The sequence below is a fragment of the Tistrella bauzanensis genome (genome assembly GCF_014636235.1).
Classification (GTDB): domain Bacteria; phylum Pseudomonadota; class Alphaproteobacteria; order Tistrellales; family Tistrellaceae; genus Tistrella; species Tistrella bauzanensis.
Genome location: NZ_BMDZ01000064.1, coordinates 1 through 16,102, shown reverse-complemented (window position 1 = coordinate 16,102; position 16,102 = coordinate 1). Strand labels below are relative to the sequence as shown.

Annotated in this window: 15 protein-coding genes; 13 read left to right on the top strand and 2 right to left on the bottom strand. The window is 66.0% G+C overall.

Going from position 1 to position 16,102, the window contains the following annotated elements; genetic code table 11:
- Positions 1-14 precede the first annotated feature (14 nt).
- The 5 genes from IEW15_RS20460 to IEW15_RS20440 all read left to right on the top strand — a co-directional run bounded on the left by IEW15_RS20460 (position 15) and on the right by IEW15_RS20440 (position 4,108).
- On the top strand, positions 15-353 hold the full coding sequence (locus IEW15_RS20460; protein WP_188581408.1) for a hypothetical protein: 339 nt from the start codon (positions 15-17) through the stop codon (positions 351-353).
- A gap of 156 nt (positions 354-509) precedes the next feature.
- Complete coding sequence (gene proS / locus IEW15_RS20455) at positions 510-2,033, top strand: proline--tRNA ligase (protein ID WP_188581406.1); 1,524 nt, start codon at positions 510-512, stop codon at positions 2,031-2,033.
- A gap of 187 nt (positions 2,034-2,220) precedes the next feature.
- Entirely contained in the window at positions 2,221-2,676 is a 456-nt protein-coding gene (locus tag IEW15_RS20450; RefSeq protein ID WP_188581404.1) for a PAS domain-containing protein, read from the top strand.
- Between the two features lie 284 nt (positions 2,677-2,960).
- The gene (locus IEW15_RS20445) at positions 2,961-3,371 is read left to right on the top strand and encodes a DUF983 domain-containing protein (protein WP_188581402.1); all 411 of its coding nucleotides are present in this window, start codon (positions 2,961-2,963) and stop codon (positions 3,369-3,371) included.
- A 290-nt stretch (positions 3,372-3,661) separates the two neighbouring features.
- On the top strand, positions 3,662-4,108 hold the full coding sequence (locus tag IEW15_RS20440; protein WP_188581400.1) for a MarR family winged helix-turn-helix transcriptional regulator: 447 nt from the start codon (positions 3,662-3,664) through the stop codon (positions 4,106-4,108).
- Positions 4,109-4,132: 24 nt separating this feature from the next.
- Here the strand turns inward: IEW15_RS20440 and IEW15_RS20435 are convergent, their stop codons facing one another.
- On the bottom strand, positions 4,133-4,861 hold the full coding sequence (locus tag IEW15_RS20435) for a GntR family transcriptional regulator (RefSeq protein ID WP_188581398.1): 729 nt from the start codon (positions 4,859-4,861) through the stop codon (positions 4,133-4,135).
- A 204-nt stretch (positions 4,862-5,065) separates the two neighbouring features.
- Between IEW15_RS20435 and IEW15_RS20430 the strand changes: the two genes are divergently transcribed.
- The 8 genes from IEW15_RS20430 to IEW15_RS20395 all read left to right on the top strand — a co-directional run bounded on the left by IEW15_RS20430 (position 5,066) and on the right by IEW15_RS20395 (position 14,716).
- On the top strand, positions 5,066-5,857 hold the full coding sequence (locus tag IEW15_RS20430) for a class II aldolase/adducin family protein (protein WP_188581396.1): 792 nt from the start codon (positions 5,066-5,068) through the stop codon (positions 5,855-5,857).
- A gap of 138 nt (positions 5,858-5,995) precedes the next feature.
- Positions 5,996-7,543, top strand: coding sequence for an ABC transporter substrate-binding protein (locus IEW15_RS20425; RefSeq protein WP_188581394.1), 1,548 nt, complete (start codon positions 5,996-5,998; stop codon positions 7,541-7,543).
- A gap of 93 nt (positions 7,544-7,636) precedes the next feature.
- Complete coding sequence (locus IEW15_RS20420; RefSeq protein WP_229708394.1) at positions 7,637-8,614, top strand: ABC transporter permease; 978 nt, start codon at positions 7,637-7,639, stop codon at positions 8,612-8,614.
- On the top strand, positions 8,611-9,450 hold the full coding sequence (locus IEW15_RS20415; protein WP_188581391.1) for an ABC transporter permease: 840 nt from the start codon (positions 8,611-8,613) through the stop codon (positions 9,448-9,450). Before IEW15_RS20420 ends, IEW15_RS20415 begins: the two co-directional genes overlap by 4 nt.
- 41 nt (positions 9,451-9,491) lie before the next feature.
- On the top strand, positions 9,492-11,171 hold the full coding sequence (locus tag IEW15_RS20410) for an ABC transporter ATP-binding protein (protein WP_188581389.1): 1,680 nt from the start codon (positions 9,492-9,494) through the stop codon (positions 11,169-11,171).
- The gene (locus IEW15_RS20405; RefSeq protein ID WP_188581387.1) at positions 11,168-12,133 is read left to right on the top strand and encodes a 2-hydroxyacid dehydrogenase; all 966 of its coding nucleotides are present in this window, start codon (positions 11,168-11,170) and stop codon (positions 12,131-12,133) included. Before IEW15_RS20410 ends, IEW15_RS20405 begins: the two co-directional genes overlap by 4 nt.
- 58 nt (positions 12,134-12,191) lie before the next feature.
- Complete coding sequence (locus IEW15_RS20400) at positions 12,192-13,238, top strand: histone deacetylase family protein (RefSeq protein WP_188581385.1); 1,047 nt, start codon at positions 12,192-12,194, stop codon at positions 13,236-13,238.
- Between the two features lie 110 nt (positions 13,239-13,348).
- The gene (locus tag IEW15_RS20395) at positions 13,349-14,716 is read left to right on the top strand and encodes an aspartate aminotransferase family protein (RefSeq protein ID WP_188581383.1); all 1,368 of its coding nucleotides are present in this window, start codon (positions 13,349-13,351) and stop codon (positions 14,714-14,716) included.
- A gap of 88 nt (positions 14,717-14,804) precedes the next feature.
- On the opposite strand, the gene IEW15_RS20390 is transcribed toward IEW15_RS20395, so the two are convergent.
- On the bottom strand, positions 14,805-16,058 hold the full coding sequence (locus tag IEW15_RS20390; RefSeq protein ID WP_229708399.1) for an MFS transporter: 1,254 nt from the start codon (positions 16,056-16,058) through the stop codon (positions 14,805-14,807).
- Positions 16,059-16,102: the final 44 nt, after the last annotated feature.

Below are 16,102 nucleotides of genomic sequence, written 5' to 3'. Positions count from 1 at the left end.
GCAGGAGACGGGTGATGAGCGGCAAGTCGCGCTCTCGAAAACCCCGGCCGGCCGCCGACGCCGGCCGGCATGGCTTCCAGGTCGATGCCGCGCCGTCGACCGCCGCAACCATTGCCGGGCTTGCCGTCGCGGTTCTGGCCGCCGTGGCGACGGCCGCGGTCGTCTCGGGCGCCGAGGCGGCGGTGACGCTGGGGCTGGCGGGCTGGCTGCCGGTGGCGGTGCTGGCGATCATGACCGGCGGCGGCGGCCCGGGGCTGAAGCGGCGGATGCTGCGGGGCAGCGGCTTCACCGCGGTTCTGCCGCTGCTGCCGCTGGCGGTGGGCGTGGCGCTGGCATCAGGCCGCACACTCTGACCAGGCGGCCGCCCGATCCTGCCATGGCGCCCCGAAGCATCCGGCCTCCCGGACCATTCGGCCCCGGAACCACTTGTTCTCGGCGATGAAACGTGGATGATGCGGCGGAATTCCGCCAGCACCACCCACACAGCCATCAGCCGAGGGGCCACCCCCATGTCCAGCGCCCAGAGGAAGACCGCCATCCGCATCACCCGTGCCGAGGATTTCCCGGCCTGGTATCAGGAGGTGGTCAAGGAAGCCGAGATGGCCGAGCCGTCGGGCGTGCGCGGCTGCATGGTCATCCGCCCCTGGGGTTACGGGGTGTGGGAGCAGATCCAGAAGCGTCTGGATCAGCGCATCCGCGAAACCGGCCACCAGAACTGCTATTTCCCGATCTTCATCCCGCTCGACCTGATCGAGAAAGAGGCGAGCCATGTCGAGGGCTTCGCCAAGGAGATGGCGGTCGTCACCCATCACCGACTGATCCAGAAGGACGGCAAGCTGGTGCCGGACGGGCAGTTGGAAGTGCCGCTGGTGGTGCGCCCGACATCGGAAACCGTGATCGGCGAGGCCTTCGCCCGCTGGATCCGCAGCTATCGCGACCTGCCGCTGAAGATCAACCAGTGGGCCAATGTCGTCCGGTGGGAGATGCGGCCGCGCGTCTTCCTGCGCACCAGCGAATTTCTCTGGCAGGAAGGCCATACCGCCCATGCCAGCCGCGACGAGGCGCTGGACGAGACCGCGATGATGCTGGAGGTCTATCGCGATCTCTCGGAAAACTGGCTGGCCGTGCCGGTGATCGCCGGCGAGAAGCCCGAAAGCGAGCGCTTCCCCGGCGCGGTCGAAACCCACTGCATCGAGGCGATGATGCAGGATGGCAAGGCCCTGCAGGCCGGCACCTCGCATTTCCTGGGCCAGAATTTCTCGAAGGCCGCCAACATCCAGTACCAGACCAAGGATGGCGGGCTTGAGCTTGCCTACACCACCTCGTGGGGGGCATCGACCCGGCTGATCGGCGCGCTGATCATGACCCACTCCGATGATGACGGCCTCCGGCTGCCGCCGGCGGTGGCACCATCGCAGATCGTGATCCTGCCGATCATCCGTGATGAGGCGAGCGCCGCCGATGTCATGGCGGCGGTCGATGCGCTGGCTGCCCGCCTTGCGGCCGAACGCTATCTCGATCTGCCGGTGCGGGTCGAGGTCGACCGCCGCGACATGAATGCCGGTGAAAAGCGCTGGTCGTGGATCAAGCGCGGCGTGCCGGTGATCCTGGAAGTGGGGCCGCGCGACGTGGCCTCGGGCTCGGTCGCGGTCACCGAGCGGGTGGCGCTGGACCAGAAGAAGGCGATCATCCCGCAGGACGAGCTGGTGTCGGGCATCGCCACCCGGCTGGCCCTGATCCAGAAGCAGATGTTCGACCAGGCCGTGGCATTCCGGGCCACCCGTATCCGCACCGACATCGCCGATTACGATGCCTTCCGCGCCTTCTTCTCGAAGGAGGGCAGCGATTTCGCTGGCGACCTCGGCTTCGTGCGCGCAGCATGGTGCGGCACCCGCGAGAGCGAGGCCAAGCTCGACGATCTGGGCGTCACCATCCGCTGTCTGCCCTATGATCAGGGCGACGTCGCCGGCCGCACCTGCGTGCTGACCGGCGCGCCGGCCACCGTCGAGGCGATCTTCGCGAAGTCTTACTGATCCGGCGGGCATCGAGCACACCTACGAATATTGCGTTGCAGCACTGAGTATGGCGCCAGGATTGCCGCTCCATACCCAGTGCTGTCACATTTCTGTCAAGACAAGGCTCGATACCACAGGTTTCTGCTGCTAATCTTGGGTCTTGTGACGCGCACCGCGCGTCAGGCACCGGTCAGGCAGGCCCGACATGGATGACATCGAGGACCGATTCGAGACCGATATCCTCAAGACGACCTATCGTTACTGGCGCGATCTCCGCGGCGACCGTCCGATGCCGCTCCGGCGGGAGATAGACCCGTTGCGCCTGCATCGGCTGCTGCCGCATCTGTTTCTGTATGATGTCGTCCATCAGGCCGGTGACCGGCTGGATTTTACCGTGCGGCTGGTCGGCACCCGGATTTCCGAAGCCCATGGCGGCGACCATCGCGGCCAGAGCCTGTCGGTGGTCCATGCCGGCCAGTGGCCGCGCATCGCCGCCGACTATCACGACGTGGTCCGACAATGCCGGCCGCATTACGCCCGGCGGGTAGGGTTCGCCATCGCCAAGGACCATGTCACCTATGAACGCGTCCTGCTGCCGATCTCGGACGACGGCACCCGCGTCGACGGCATCTTCGGCGCCGCCCATTACTGGATCGGCTGACGCAGCCCGCGTGTTCCGGAACCCGTCCCGCCGCAGGGGGTTGCACAGATCTGGTGCCGCGTCATGATCACCATCATGCCCGCGGCGTCATGATCACCATCATGCCCGCGGCGACGTGTCGCGTGGTACGCGACTTCCCCGCCGCTCATATTGAGGATGGTGCATCGGGTCCGATGCGGCGCCCGGCCATCTGGAGCCGGCCATCTGGAGATGGTGCCGCCTTGCCTGTTCCAAACCCCGCCAATCCCCCCGCCGATGCGCCCAAGCCTCAAGGAGAAGAGCCCATGTCGGGCCAGGATGATGTGGTCTGGACCAACGCCCGGACAGAGGACGACGACGCCCCGGTGAAGGGCCCCGGCCTGTGGCGCGCGATGCGTCGCGGTCTGGCCAGGCGCTGCCCCCGCTGTGGCGAGGCGCCGGCCTTCAACGGCTATCTGTCGGTGCGCGATCATTGCAGCCATTGCGGCGAGAACCTCGGCAGCTATCGCGCCGATGACGCGCCCCCCTATTTCACCATTTTCCTGGTGGGGCACATCGTCATCCCGCTGATGCTGTGGGTTGAAAAGGCCTGGGCGCCCGATATCTGGGTGCATGCGGCGCTGTGGGTGCCGCTCAGCCTGGTGCTGACGCTGGCCACCCTGCCCTATATCAAGGGCGCGGTTCTGGGGCTGATGCTGCAATTGCGGATCCATTAGCCGCGCGGTCCCCGATCCAGGGCGCCCGTGTCCATAGCGCGAAAGCGCCCATGTCCACAGCGCGAAGGCGCCCGTGTCCATAGCGCGAAAGCGCCCGTGTCCTTTTTAGGGAGGCGGGCGCTTTTTCGTGATCTGACGGGGACTTCTGCAATCCGGCGCTGGTAATCGGTGACGCGGGACCTAACTCTAGGACATGGAGGCGTCCTGGCCGGCGCATGCGCGGCCGGCGCCGCAGTCGATATCTCGACCACCATCCTCGAAATCATCCTCGAACCTTGGGGGGAGGCAGGATGCAGCCCGTCGAAGAGCTTCGCTATCTGATCCTGGCAGCACAACGCGAGGCCTATCGCCAGCTTGCCGACCGGCTCCGGCCGCTCGGTCTCACGCCGTCGCAGGCAGAAGTGCTGTCGGTTCTGGCTCAGCGCGAGCCCTTGTCGCTGGTCGATCTGGGTGAGTTGCTGGTCTGCGAGACCGGCAGTCCCAGCCGGCTGGTCAATGGGCTGGTCGAGCATGGACTGGTGCGGCGCGACCGATCCGATACCGACCGCCGCATGATCACCCTGACCCTGACCGACCGTGGCCGCGCCCAGGTCCAGCGTCTGACCGAGATCGACCGTCAATACCATGCCGACATGGCCCGCCGTCTGAATGGCGACGAGCTGGACAGCGTCACCCGGGCTCTGTGGCAACTGGTCGGCGACCGCCCGGCGGGCCGGGCGCTGTCGAAACGGCGCTGACCGCGACCGCGGGTGAACGCGGCCCTACGCCGAGGACGGATCACCGCGACGGGGAGCGCCGTCGGCACTGAACATCGCCACCACCCGCTCGCGCGCCGTGCCGATATGGTAATCGCTGGCGGCCGCGAATACGCCTGCATCCCGTGCAACCAGGGCATCCAGCAGCGGCTCGTGGGTGCGGGCGATCTGATGGGGGTCGTCGTACAGCCGGCCGATCATGGCGATGCCGAACCGGGTTTCAGCAGTCAGTTCGTCGAACACCTTCAGCAGCCGCCGGTTGCCGGCGAACACGCAGATCATGCGGTGGAATTTCAGGTCTTCCTCGATCTGGCGTTCGCCGTCGCCATCCTCGGCCAGCCGGTGCAGGAACGCGACCTGTGCCCGCAGCTTCGATGCCATCTCGTCAGTCAGGCTGCCCACCAGCAGAGCCCCGGCATGGCGTTCCAGGCACATGCGCAGATCGTAGATCTGATCGAGATCGTGCCAGTCGAACTGGCGGACGAAGAAGCCGCGACGCGGCATCGCCACCACCAGACCGCGATTTTCCAGCAGCCGCGCCGCCTCGCGCACCGGCGCCCGGCTGACCCCGAGGTCACGGGCAATGGTGGCCTCGGTCAGCCGTGCGCCTGGTTTGAAGCCGCCCTTCAGGATCACGTCGGTCAGAACCTGCGCGATCCGGTTCACCAGATCGTTCTGATCCAGGGCCGTCAATAGCGGCCCGCCGCCACCAGCCGGTGACGTCGCTGTATCCATTGACACCGATCCTGCATCCCTCGACAGGGGGGTGCCGGTCGTCTGGCCTTTCTCCGGCATGGACAATGCGCCTCCTGTCATCTGCATCATGTGCAACCTCTGCCTTGCGAGCATGCCGGAAACGTGGTCGAATGTCGATTGTCGACAATTTGCCGCACCCATCCCGGACCCGTCGACCCCGCCGATCACTCATGAGGGCCGCCGATGCGCCGCGCAACCGTTTCCGAAGTCTCCGCCCAGCCGTCATCTCCGACCGCTGGTGACGAGCGGGTCGATCTGGCCGCCGCCTATCGGCTGGTCGCGCATTTCGGCATGGATGACAGCATCTTCACCCATATCTCGGCCCGTGCACCAGATGGCGAGGATGGCCATGGCCGGTTCCTGATCAACCCGTATGGGCTGCGGTTCGACGAGGTCACCGCCTCCAATCTGGTGACGGTGGATCTGGACGGGCGGCTGATCGACGACCCGCATGGCGCCGGCATCAATGCCGCCGGCTTCACCATTCACAGCGCCGTGCACGCGGCGCGCCACGACATTCACTGCGTGCTGCACACCCACACCGTCGCCGGCGTCGCCGTGTCCTGCCAGGAACACGGGCTTCTGCCGTTGAACCAGTGGTCCTTGCAATTTCACAACCGTATCGCGTTTCATGAATACGAGGGCATCGCGCTCGACCTGGCCGAACGGGAGCGGCTGGTCGCGGATCTGGGCGATGCCAAGGTCATGATCCTGCGCAATCACGGGCTTCTAACCTGCGGCCGCACGGTCTCGGAAGCCTTCAAGCTGATGTATAATCTTGAGCGCAGTTGCCGGGCTCAGCTCGCCCTGCAAAGCTCAGGTGCACCGATCCATCTGCCCTCAGAGGAGGTCTGCCAGCGCACGGCGCAGCAGTACGAGGGCTGGGATGGCGAGCATCCCCATAACCGCCCCGATGTGGAATGGGATGCCTATCTGAGACTGCTCCGCAAGATCCAGCCGGATTTCGAGAGCTGATCAGTTGAACGATCCGGCGGGAGCATGGCCGGTGCATAGCCGATCAACGGCTAGCTGCAACAAGAAGCAGTCTCAAGAACAAGACGGAAGACGCAGACGAGGTTTCACCAATCCAAGGACGCCAGGGGGACTTTAGGAATGATCAGGGGATTTCTGCTGGGCGGCGTGGCAGCGCTGTCGATGATCTTCGCGGCTGCCGCCGCACCCGTCGAGGGAGGACGGGCCAACGTCGTCATCCAGCCTGAGCCGCCGGGACTGATGCTCGGCATGATCCAGAACGGCCCGACGCAGATGGTTGCGGGCAACATCTATGAAGGGCTGCTGCGTTATGATCCGTCGCTGAAGCCCATGCCGCAGCTCGCCGAGAGCTGGACGGTCTCGGGCGACGGCACGATCTATACCTTCAAGCTCCGCCAGGGCGTCACCTGGCATGACGGCGAGCCGTTCACCTCGGCCGATGTGGTGTTCTCGGTCGATGTGTTCCTGCGCGAGACCCATGCCCGGCTGCGTGCCTCGCTGGTCCATGTCGAGAACATCTCGGCCCCCGACGACCACACCGTGGTCTTCAAGCTGAAGCAGCCCTTCGGTCCGTTCCTCGGCATCTTCGAAGTCGGCACCATGCCGATGGTGCCGAAGCACATCTATGAAGGCACCGACTTCAAAACCAACCCGGCCAACAACACGCCGATCGGCACCGGCCCGTTCAAGTTCAAGGAATGGGTGAAGGGCTCGCATATCCTGCTGGTCAAGAACGAGAATTATTACCAGGAGGGCAAGCCCCACCTCGACGAGATCTACTGGCACGTGATCCCCGACGCCGCCTCGCGCGCCGTGGCCTTCGAGACCGGCACCGTCGATATCCTGCCCGGCGGCTCGGTCGAGAATTTCGACGTGCAGCGCCTCACTGCCCTCGACAACACCTGCGTCACCGACAAGGGCTGGGAATTCTTCGCCCCGCAGTCCTGGCTGTGGCTGAACAACCGCGAAGGCCCCACCGCCGACGTCCGGTTCCGCAAGGCGATCATGTATGCCATGGATCGCGAATTCGCCAAGGAGGTGCTGTGGAACGGCCTGGGCGACGTCGCGACCGGCCCGTTCTCGTCGAAGATCCGCTTCTATTCCGACAAGGTCACGCCCTATCCGCATGATCCCGACAAGGCCCGGGAACTACTGAAGGAGATGGGCTATGACGGCACCCCCATCCGCCTGCTGCCGCTGCCTTATGGCGAGACCTGGCAGCGCTGGGCCGAGGCGGTGAAGCAGAATCTTGAGGAAGTCGGCATCAAGGTCGAACTGGTTGCAACCGACGTCGCCGGCTGGAACCAGAAGGTCGCCGACTGGGATTACGATCTGGCCTTCACCTATCTCTATCAGTATGGCGATCCGGCACTGGGCGTGTCGCGCACCTATGTGTCGACCAACATCGCCAAGGGCTCGCCCTGGAACAATGTCGCGGGCTATGCCTCGCCTGAGGTCGACAAGCTGTTCGCCGATGGCGCCGTCGCCTTCTCCGACAAGAAGCGCGAGGGCGTCTATACCGCGGTCCAGAAGAAGCTGGTCGACGACGTGCCGGTCGCCTGGCTGCTGGAACTGGGCTTCCCCACCATTTATCGCTGCAATGTCAAGAACCTGATCACCACCGGCATCGGCGTGAACGATGGCTTCAAGGATGCCTGGATCGAGTGATCCCGCACCCGTAACGCCCTCGCATCGATACCACCGGCCGGGCCTTGTCAAGGCCCGGCCGGTGACGCCACACCTCCCGCAAGGAGACCGCCGATGGCGCTGGCACGGTTCCTGATCGGCCGGCTGTTCAAGGCTGCCCTGGTCCTGCTCGCAGTCCTGGTCCTGAACTTCTTCCTGATCCATGCAGCCCCCGGCGATCCCGCCGCCGTGATGGCCGGCGAAGCCGGTGCCGCCGACCAGATCTTCCTCGATCAGCTCCGCGAGCGATTCGGCCTGAACCTGCCGCTGCACGAACAGTTGTGGATCTATATCTCGGGCGTGGTTCAGCTCGATTTTGGCTTTTCCTATCGTCAGCAGATGCCGGTGCTCGACCTGATCCTCGACCGGTTGCCCGCGACCCTGCTGCTCACCGGCACGGCCTTCGTGATCTCGCTGATCATGGGCGTGGCGGCCGGTGCCGTCGCCGCCATGCGCCGCGGCCGCTGGTCGGACACGGCCATCACCACCGCCGCCTTGATCTTCTATGCCACCCCGCTCTACTGGGTGGCGCTGATGGCGGTGCTGCTGTTCTCGGTGACACTCGGCTGGCTGCCCGGCTTCGGCATGGAAACCGTGGGCGGCAACTATACCGGCCTCGATCGCTGGCTGGACGTGGCGGAACACCTGGTTCTGCCGGCACTGACGCTCGGCCTGTTCTTCATGGCGGTCTATACCCGCATGACCCGCGCCTCAATGCTTGAGGTCTCGCGGCTGGACTTCGTCAAGACCGCGCGCGCCAAAGGACTGAAGCCGGGGGTGATCCAGCGCCGCCATGTGCTGCGCAACGCCATCCTGCCGATCGTGACCCTGGCCGGGCTCCAGGCCGGGCAGATGGTGGGCGGCGCCATCCTCACCGAAACCGTCTTCGCCTGGCCCGGTATCGGCCGGCTGATGTTCGAGGCCCTGTTGCAGCGCGACTACAACCTGCTGCTTGGCGTGTTCTTCATCTCGGCCGCCATGGTCATCCTGTTCAACCTGGTCACCGATCTGGTCTACCGGATCGCCGACCCGCGGATCGAGGCAGCGGGATGAACGGCTTCCTGAAACGTTTCGCCCAGAATCGCGGCGCCCTGATCGGGCTGGCGATCCTGTTCATTGTCATCCTGGTGGCGATCATCGCGCCGCTGATCTATCCGATGTCGCCCTGGAAGATGGTCCAGCGGCCGTTCCTGGCGCCGTTCGACGTGGCCGGACTGCCGCTCGGCACAGATACGCTCGGCCGCAACGTCGCCTCGGGCCTGGCCCACGGCGCGCGGATCTCGCTGCTGATCGGGCTGGTGTCCACCGTTGTGGCGCTGGCAATCGGGGTGCCGCTTGGCGCCGTTGCCGGCTATTACGGCGGCATCGTCGATGATGCGCTGATGCGCTTCACCGAATTCTTCCAGACCGTGCCAAGCTTCGCGCTCGCCGTGGTGCTGGTCGCGATCTTCGAGCCCAGCATCGGGTCGATCGTGGTCGCGATCGCCGTGGTCAGTTGGCCGCCGGTGGCGCGTCTGGTGCGCGGCGAGGTGCTGTCGCTCCGCACGCGGGAATATGTCGAGGCCGCCACCCTCGCTGGCCAGTCGAACACCACCATCATCCTGCGCCAGATCCTGCCCAACACATTGTCGCCGATCATCGTGCTGGCCTCGCTGATGGTGGCGACCGCGATCCTGCTGGAAAGCTCGCTGTCCTTCCTGGGGCTGGGCGATCCGAATGTGATGAGCTGGGGCTATATGATCGGCGCCGCCCGCACCGTGATCCGCCAGGCATGGTGGCTGAGCTTCTTCCCCGGTATCGCGATCCTGCTCACCGTGCTCGCCCTCAATCTGGTGGGCGAAGGGCTGAACGATGCCCTCAATCCGCGCCTCGCGCGCCAGGGACATTGAGGAGCGGGCCATTGACCAGTGACTTGAAGACCCAACCGGGCATGACCGGATCAGATCAGGTCCGTCCCGACGCGCTGCTGTCGATCAGCGGCCTGAAGCTGGCCCTGCCCACTGGCGCCGACCGGCCGTTCGCGGTCGACGATGTCAGCTATGACCTCGCCGCCGGCGAAATCCTGTGTATCGTCGGGGAAAGCGGCTCGGGCAAGTCCATGGCCGCCAATGCGGTCATGGGCCTGCTGCCGCATGGCGTGCGCCCGGCGGCTGGCCGGATCATGTTCGAGGGCCGTGATCTGCTGACCCTCGACGAGGCCGGCATGCGCGCCATCCGCGCCGCCCGTATCGCCATGATCTTCCAGGAGCCGATGAGCGCGCTCAATCCGCTGATGCGGGTGGGTGAGCAGATCGCCGAGGTGTTCGAGGGCCATAACCGGCTGAAACCGCGGGAACGGCGCGCGCGTGCGCTGGAGCTGCTGACCGAGGTCGGCATTCCCGAGCCCGCCCGCGCCATCGATGCCTATCCCTTCCAGCTCTCGGGCGGCCAGCGCCAGCGGGTGATGATCGCCATGGCGCTGGCGCTGGAACCGCGCCTGCTGATCGCCGACGAGCCCACCACCGCGCTCGACGTCACGACCCAGGCCCAGATCCTGAAACTGATCCGCGATCTTCAGATCCGCCACGGCATGGGCGTGATGTTCATCACCCATGATTTCGGCGTCGTGGCCGAAATCGCCGACCGGGTCTGCGTGATGCAGCATGGCAAGGTGGTCGAGATCGGCACCGCCGCCGATGTGCTGGGCAACCCGTCGCATCCCTACACCCGTGGCCTGATCGATGCCATCCCGGGCATGAACGTGCCCGACCGCGCCGGTCCGGCCATCACGCCCGATGCGGCCGAGCCGCTGCTGAAGGTGCGCGGCCTGACCAAGACCTATCACGGCAAGGGCGGCCTGCTGCGCAAGCCCCGCGTGGTCCATGCGGTCGACAACATCTCGTTCGATCTGGCGCGCGGCGAAACACTCGGCATCGTCGGGGAAAGCGGTTCGGGCAAGTCGACGCTCGGCCGCTGCATCGTCCGGCTGATCGACCCGGATCGCGGCTCGGCCGAAATCGACGGCATCGATCTGGCCAGCCTGAATGCCAAGGCGCTGCGCAAGGAACGCCGCCGGGTGCAGATGGTGTTCCAGGATCCGTTCGGCTCGCTGAACCCGCGCACTCGGGTCGGCCAGATCATCGCCGAGGGGCCGATCGCCGCCGGCGTGCCGGCCGCCGAGGCCCGCGCCCAGGCGCGCGAATTACTGGCCACCGTCGGCCTCGACGGCTCGTCGGCCGATCGCTTCCCGCATGAGTTCTCAGGCGGCCAGCGCCAGCGTGTCGGCATCGCCCGGGCCCTGGCGATGAACCCTGAGCTGATCATCGCCGACGAGGCGGTGTCGGCGCTCGACGTCTCGATCCAGGCCCAGGTGCTCGATCTGCTGGCGGGGCTGAAGGCGCGGCTGAACCTGTCGATGCTGTTCGTCACCCATGATCTCAGGGTGGCGGCCCAGATCTGCGACCGGCTGGCGGTGATGCAGCGCGGCCGGATCGTCGAGATGGGCACGGTGGCCGAGGTCTTCGGCAACCCGCAAAGCGCCTACACCCGCGAATTGCTGGCCGCCATCCCCGGTCGCGGCCCCGGCACGCCGCTGAAGCGTTTCGCGCAAGCGGGGGCCGTCCTGCCATGACCGCGCGCCGCTATCGCTGCGTCTGCCTCAGCACCATGCTCGATCTGAAGGCGATCTTCGGCGGAGGGTTCGCCCGCCACGCGCCGCAGGTCGATCTGCTTGAGCCCGAAGAGGCCCTGGCGGCACCAGAGACGGTGGATTTCGCGCTGGCCTGGAAACCGGCACCCGATGCCTTCCGTCCGTTTCCCAACCTCGCCTTCGTGTCGTCGATCGCGGCCGGGGTCGACAACATCCTGGCCTGCCCCAGCCTGCCGCCCGGGCTGCCGGTGTTGCGGGTGCGCGATGATGATCAGGCGCGGATGATGGCGGGCTTCGCCGCCTGGCACGTGCTCTGGCATCATCGCGGCATGGCCACCTATATCGCCCAGCAGCGGGTGGCGCTGTGGCGGCGGGTGATGGAAAAGCGCCCGGCCGGTGATGTCCGGGTGGCGGTTCTGGGCTTCGGTCATATGGGCCGGGTCACCGCCGGCGTGCTGGCCGGACTTGGCTATGACGTCCGGGCACTGGCCCGGCGCGCACCCGATCCGGCGCTGGTGCCCGATGGCGTCACCATCGTCTCAGGGCCGGATGGCACCGCCCGCATCGCCGCACGGGCGGATATGCTCATCAACCTGCTGCCGCTCACCGACGACACCCGTGGCATCCTGTCAGGGGCGCTGTTCGACCGCATGCCGATGGGGTCTGTGCTGATCCAGCTCGGCCGTGGCGAGCATCTGGTCGAGGATGATCTGACCGCGGCCCTCGACAGCGGCCGGATCGCCGCCGCCTCGCTCGATGTCTTCGCGGTCGAGCCGTTGCCGCCCGAACATCGATTCTGGCACGACCCGCGCATCCTGATCACCCCGCATGAGGCGAGCGAGCCCAACCGCGACGCCCTGGCTCGCCATATCGCCGCCGCCACCGACCGGCTGGAAGCCGGCGAGCTTATCCCGACCATGGTCGACCGGCAGGCCGGATACTGATCTGCAAGCCCCTCCTCGTCTCACCCGATGTCGCGTTCCAGCAACAGGCGTTTTCCCGATGAAAGTCGTGTTCGACCCCCGCCAGACCGCCCATGCGCCGGAGACCTATTTCCGGCGCGGCGGCTTCATCACCCATCCCGAACAGCCGCAGCGCGCCATTCTGCTGCGCGATGCCCTGGCGGCGGCCGGCCACGCGATCGTGCCCCCGGCCGATCACGGGCTGGGTCCGCTCTATGCCGTCCATGATCGCGGCTATGTCGATTTCTTCCGCACCGCCTGGACGCGCTGGGTGGAGGCGACCGGATCGACCGAGGCTGCTGTGCCCAATTACCACACCGGCCGGCGTGAGGGCCGGGTGCCGCAGGGGGTGGTCGGCCAGCTCGGCTATTACGCCACCGATACCGCCTGCCCGGTGATGGCCGGTACCTGGGAGGCGATCTACTGGTCGGCGCAGTCGGCCGTGGATGCGGCCGATCAGGTGCTGGCGGGTGCGCGCATGGTCTATGGCCTCAGCCGGCCGCCGGGCCATCATGCATCATGGGATGCCAGCAACGGCTTCTGCTTCTTCAACAACGCCGCCGCCGCCGCCCGGCATCTGCGCCGCAAATTCGCGCGCGTCGCGGTGCTCGACGTCGACACCCATGCCGGCAATGGCACCCAGGACATCTTCTATGGCGATCCGGATGTCTTCTATGCCTCGCTGCATGTCGATCCGGCCGATTACCCGCCCTATTATCTGGGCTATGGCGATGAAACCGGCCGCGATGCCGGCCTTGGCACCACGCTCAACCTGCTGCTGAACCCGGGCGATGGCGATGCCGAGATCGGGCTCGCGGTCGACCGCGCGCTGGCGGCGATCCGCGATTTCGGCGCCGAGGCGCTGGTGGTGTCGCTGGGCTTCGACATGGCCCATGACGATCCCCTGTCGGTGGTGCGCTGCACGGCCGATGGTTTCGCCGCCACGGCCGCGAAGATCACCCGCTTCGGCCTGCCGACGGTTCTGGTGCAGGAAGGCGGCTATCTGGGGCCCAGCCTGTCCGACAATGCCGTCATGTTCCTGAATGCCTGCGATGCAGCACTCGCGGCGGATGCGGCCGCCGGCTGACCGGCGTATCGTCAGGCAACGACCATCTCGCCCCTCACACACCCCTCACGCCCCGCCCCCGACATGAACGCGTGGCGATGCCGACCCATCGCCCATCAGGAGCCCGACCAATGGCCTACAGCCCGAACTCGCCGGAAGCCCGCGACATCGCCTATCACATGCACAGCTACACCGATGCCCGTCGCCATGAGGAGACCGGCTCGATCGTGCTGGAGCGCGGCGACGGCGTCCATGTCGTGGACATCCACGGCAACCGTTATATCGAGGCAATGGCCGGCCTGTGGAGCGTGGCGCTGGGCTTCAGCGAGCAGCGGCTGGCCGATGCTGCCGCCCGTCAGATGGCGAAGCTGCCCTTCGCGCACACCTTCAGCTACAAGTCCAACGGCCCGGTGATCGATCTGGCCGAAAAGCTGATCGGGCTGGCCCCGGTGCCGATGAGCAAGGTGTTCTTCACCAATTCCGGCTCGGAAGCCAACGACACGATCCTGAAGCTGCTGTGGTACCGGTCGAATGCCATGGGCCAGCCGCAGCGCAAGAAGATCATCAGCCGGCTGCGCGGCTATCACGGCGTCACCATCGCCTCGGCCAGCCTGACCGGCCTGGTCAACAACCATCGCTCGTTCGATCTGCCGATCGCGGGCGTGCTGCACACCGGCTCGCCCCACCACTGGAAGGATGCCGGCCCCGACGAGACGGAAGAGGCTTTCGCCACCCGCCGCGCCGAGGAACTGGAAGCCATGATCCTGGCGGAAGGCCCTGAGACGATCATGGCCTTCATCGGCGAGCCGGTGATGGGCGCCGGTGGCGTGGTGGTGCCGCCCGCGACCTATTGGGAAAAGATCCAGGCGGTTCTGGCCAAATACGACATCCTGCTGATCGCCGACGAGGTGATCTGCGGCTTCGGACGCACCGGCAACATGTTCGGCAGCCAGACCTATGGCATGCGCCCCGACATCATGACCATGTCGAAGCAGTTGTCCTCGTCCTACATGCCGATCTCGGCCTTCATGATCAACGAGAAGGTCTATGAGCCGATCGCCGATGAAAGCCACAAGATCGGCGTGCTCGGCCACGGCTTCACCGCCGCCGGCCACCCGGTCGCGGCGGCGGTGGCGCTGGAGAACCTGAAGATCATCGAGGAACGCGACCTGGTCGCCCATGCCCGCGAGGTCGGCGCCCATCTGCTGGGCCGGCTGAAGGCGCTGGAAAGCCACAGCCTGATCGGCGAGGTCCGCGGCGTCGGCCTGATCGCCGCGGTCGAGCTGGTCACCGACAAGGCCGCCAAGACCGCGCTTGAGACCCCCGGCGCGCTGGGCGGCATGGTCAACACCGGCATGCAGACGCGTGGCGTGATCACCCGCAACATGCTCGACGCCATCGCCTTCTGCCCGCCACTGATCGTCAGCGAAAAGGAGGTCGACCAGATCGTCGACACCCTGGAAGCAACGCTCGACGACACGGCGGCGAAGATCGGCTGACCGGGCGGCATTGGGTTTATGAACACGAACAAGGGCGGTTCCGGATGGAACCGCCCTTGTTCGTGTTTGCCAATTGGAGGCAGATGGCTCAGGCGCTCAGGGCTTTCCACAGGCGCCGCACTGTTTTCAAGGGCGCGGAGAGCTCTTGAGCGCCATCTCGAGTCCGACAGGCGAAAGTATCTGCGACCGCCGAGCCGGATGACCGGCGTCGCATGGCTGCCCATGCAAGAAGAGCGACCGCGCTGAAGGTCGCGCCCAAGACGGATACGCCCAGCCAGCCCGCTTGCGCGAAGACCATGGTGGAGCCAATTGCGCCAACGGCGCTGCCGATCGAGTAGAACACCATATAGCCACCGACAAGGCGACTGCGCGCCTGGGGGTGACGTTGGAAGATGATGCTCTGATTGGTGACGTGGATAGCCTGTATGGCGAGGTCGAGCATAACCACACCGATCAGGAGCGCCGGGATCGACCATGGCAGGAACGCGATCAGCCCCCATGATCCCAGCAACAGCGCAAGCGACACACCCGTGGTCGTGTCTCCCAGACCGCGATCCGCCAATCGCCCGGCACCTGTTGCGGCAATGGCCCCCGCCAGACCGACAAGCCCGAACAGACCGATCTGACTGTGGGAATAAGAGAAAGGCGGCGCGCTGAGCGGCAGGACAAGCGCCGTCCAGAAGCTGCTGAATGCGGCAAAGATCAGCAGGGCCAGAATGCCGCGCATCAGCAGTATCCGGTCACCCAGAAACAGCCTGGGAACCGAGCGCAGCGCGGCGCCGTAGCTGTCGGCGCTGTCCGGTGGGCATTTTCGTGGCAGAACACGCATCAGCAGAGCGACCATGACCGCCGTCAGAACGGCCGAGGCCAGATAGACCGCGCGCCAGCCGCCCAGATCGGCAAGCACGCCGGCAATGAAGCGCGCGCTCAGAATGCCGATCACAATGCCGCTCGTCACGAGGCCCACCGCCTTGCCCCGCTCGGCGGGCGTTGCCAGTGTCGCCGCGAAGGCGACCAGCACCTGCACCACGACCGCAAGCAGGCCCATCACGACCAGACTGGCGAACAGAACCGCGGCGGTTGTCGCGGTCGCGATCACGATCAAGACAATGACCGACAAGATGCCCTGGCCGACGATCAGGCGGCGGCGGTCGACCAGATCGCCAAGCGGCACGATGAAGATCAGCCCCAGCCCATAGCCAAGCTGCGTCAATGTCACGATCAGGCCGATCACGGCCGGCGGGGTTCCGACGTCTCGCGCCATCACATCAAGCAGTGGTTGAGCGTAATAGATGTTCGCGACGCTGAGAGCCCAACCGAAAATTATGTTGAGTGATTTCAGCGGCTTGTGATTCTCTGTGGTTTGCGAAGACGACGGAGGATCGT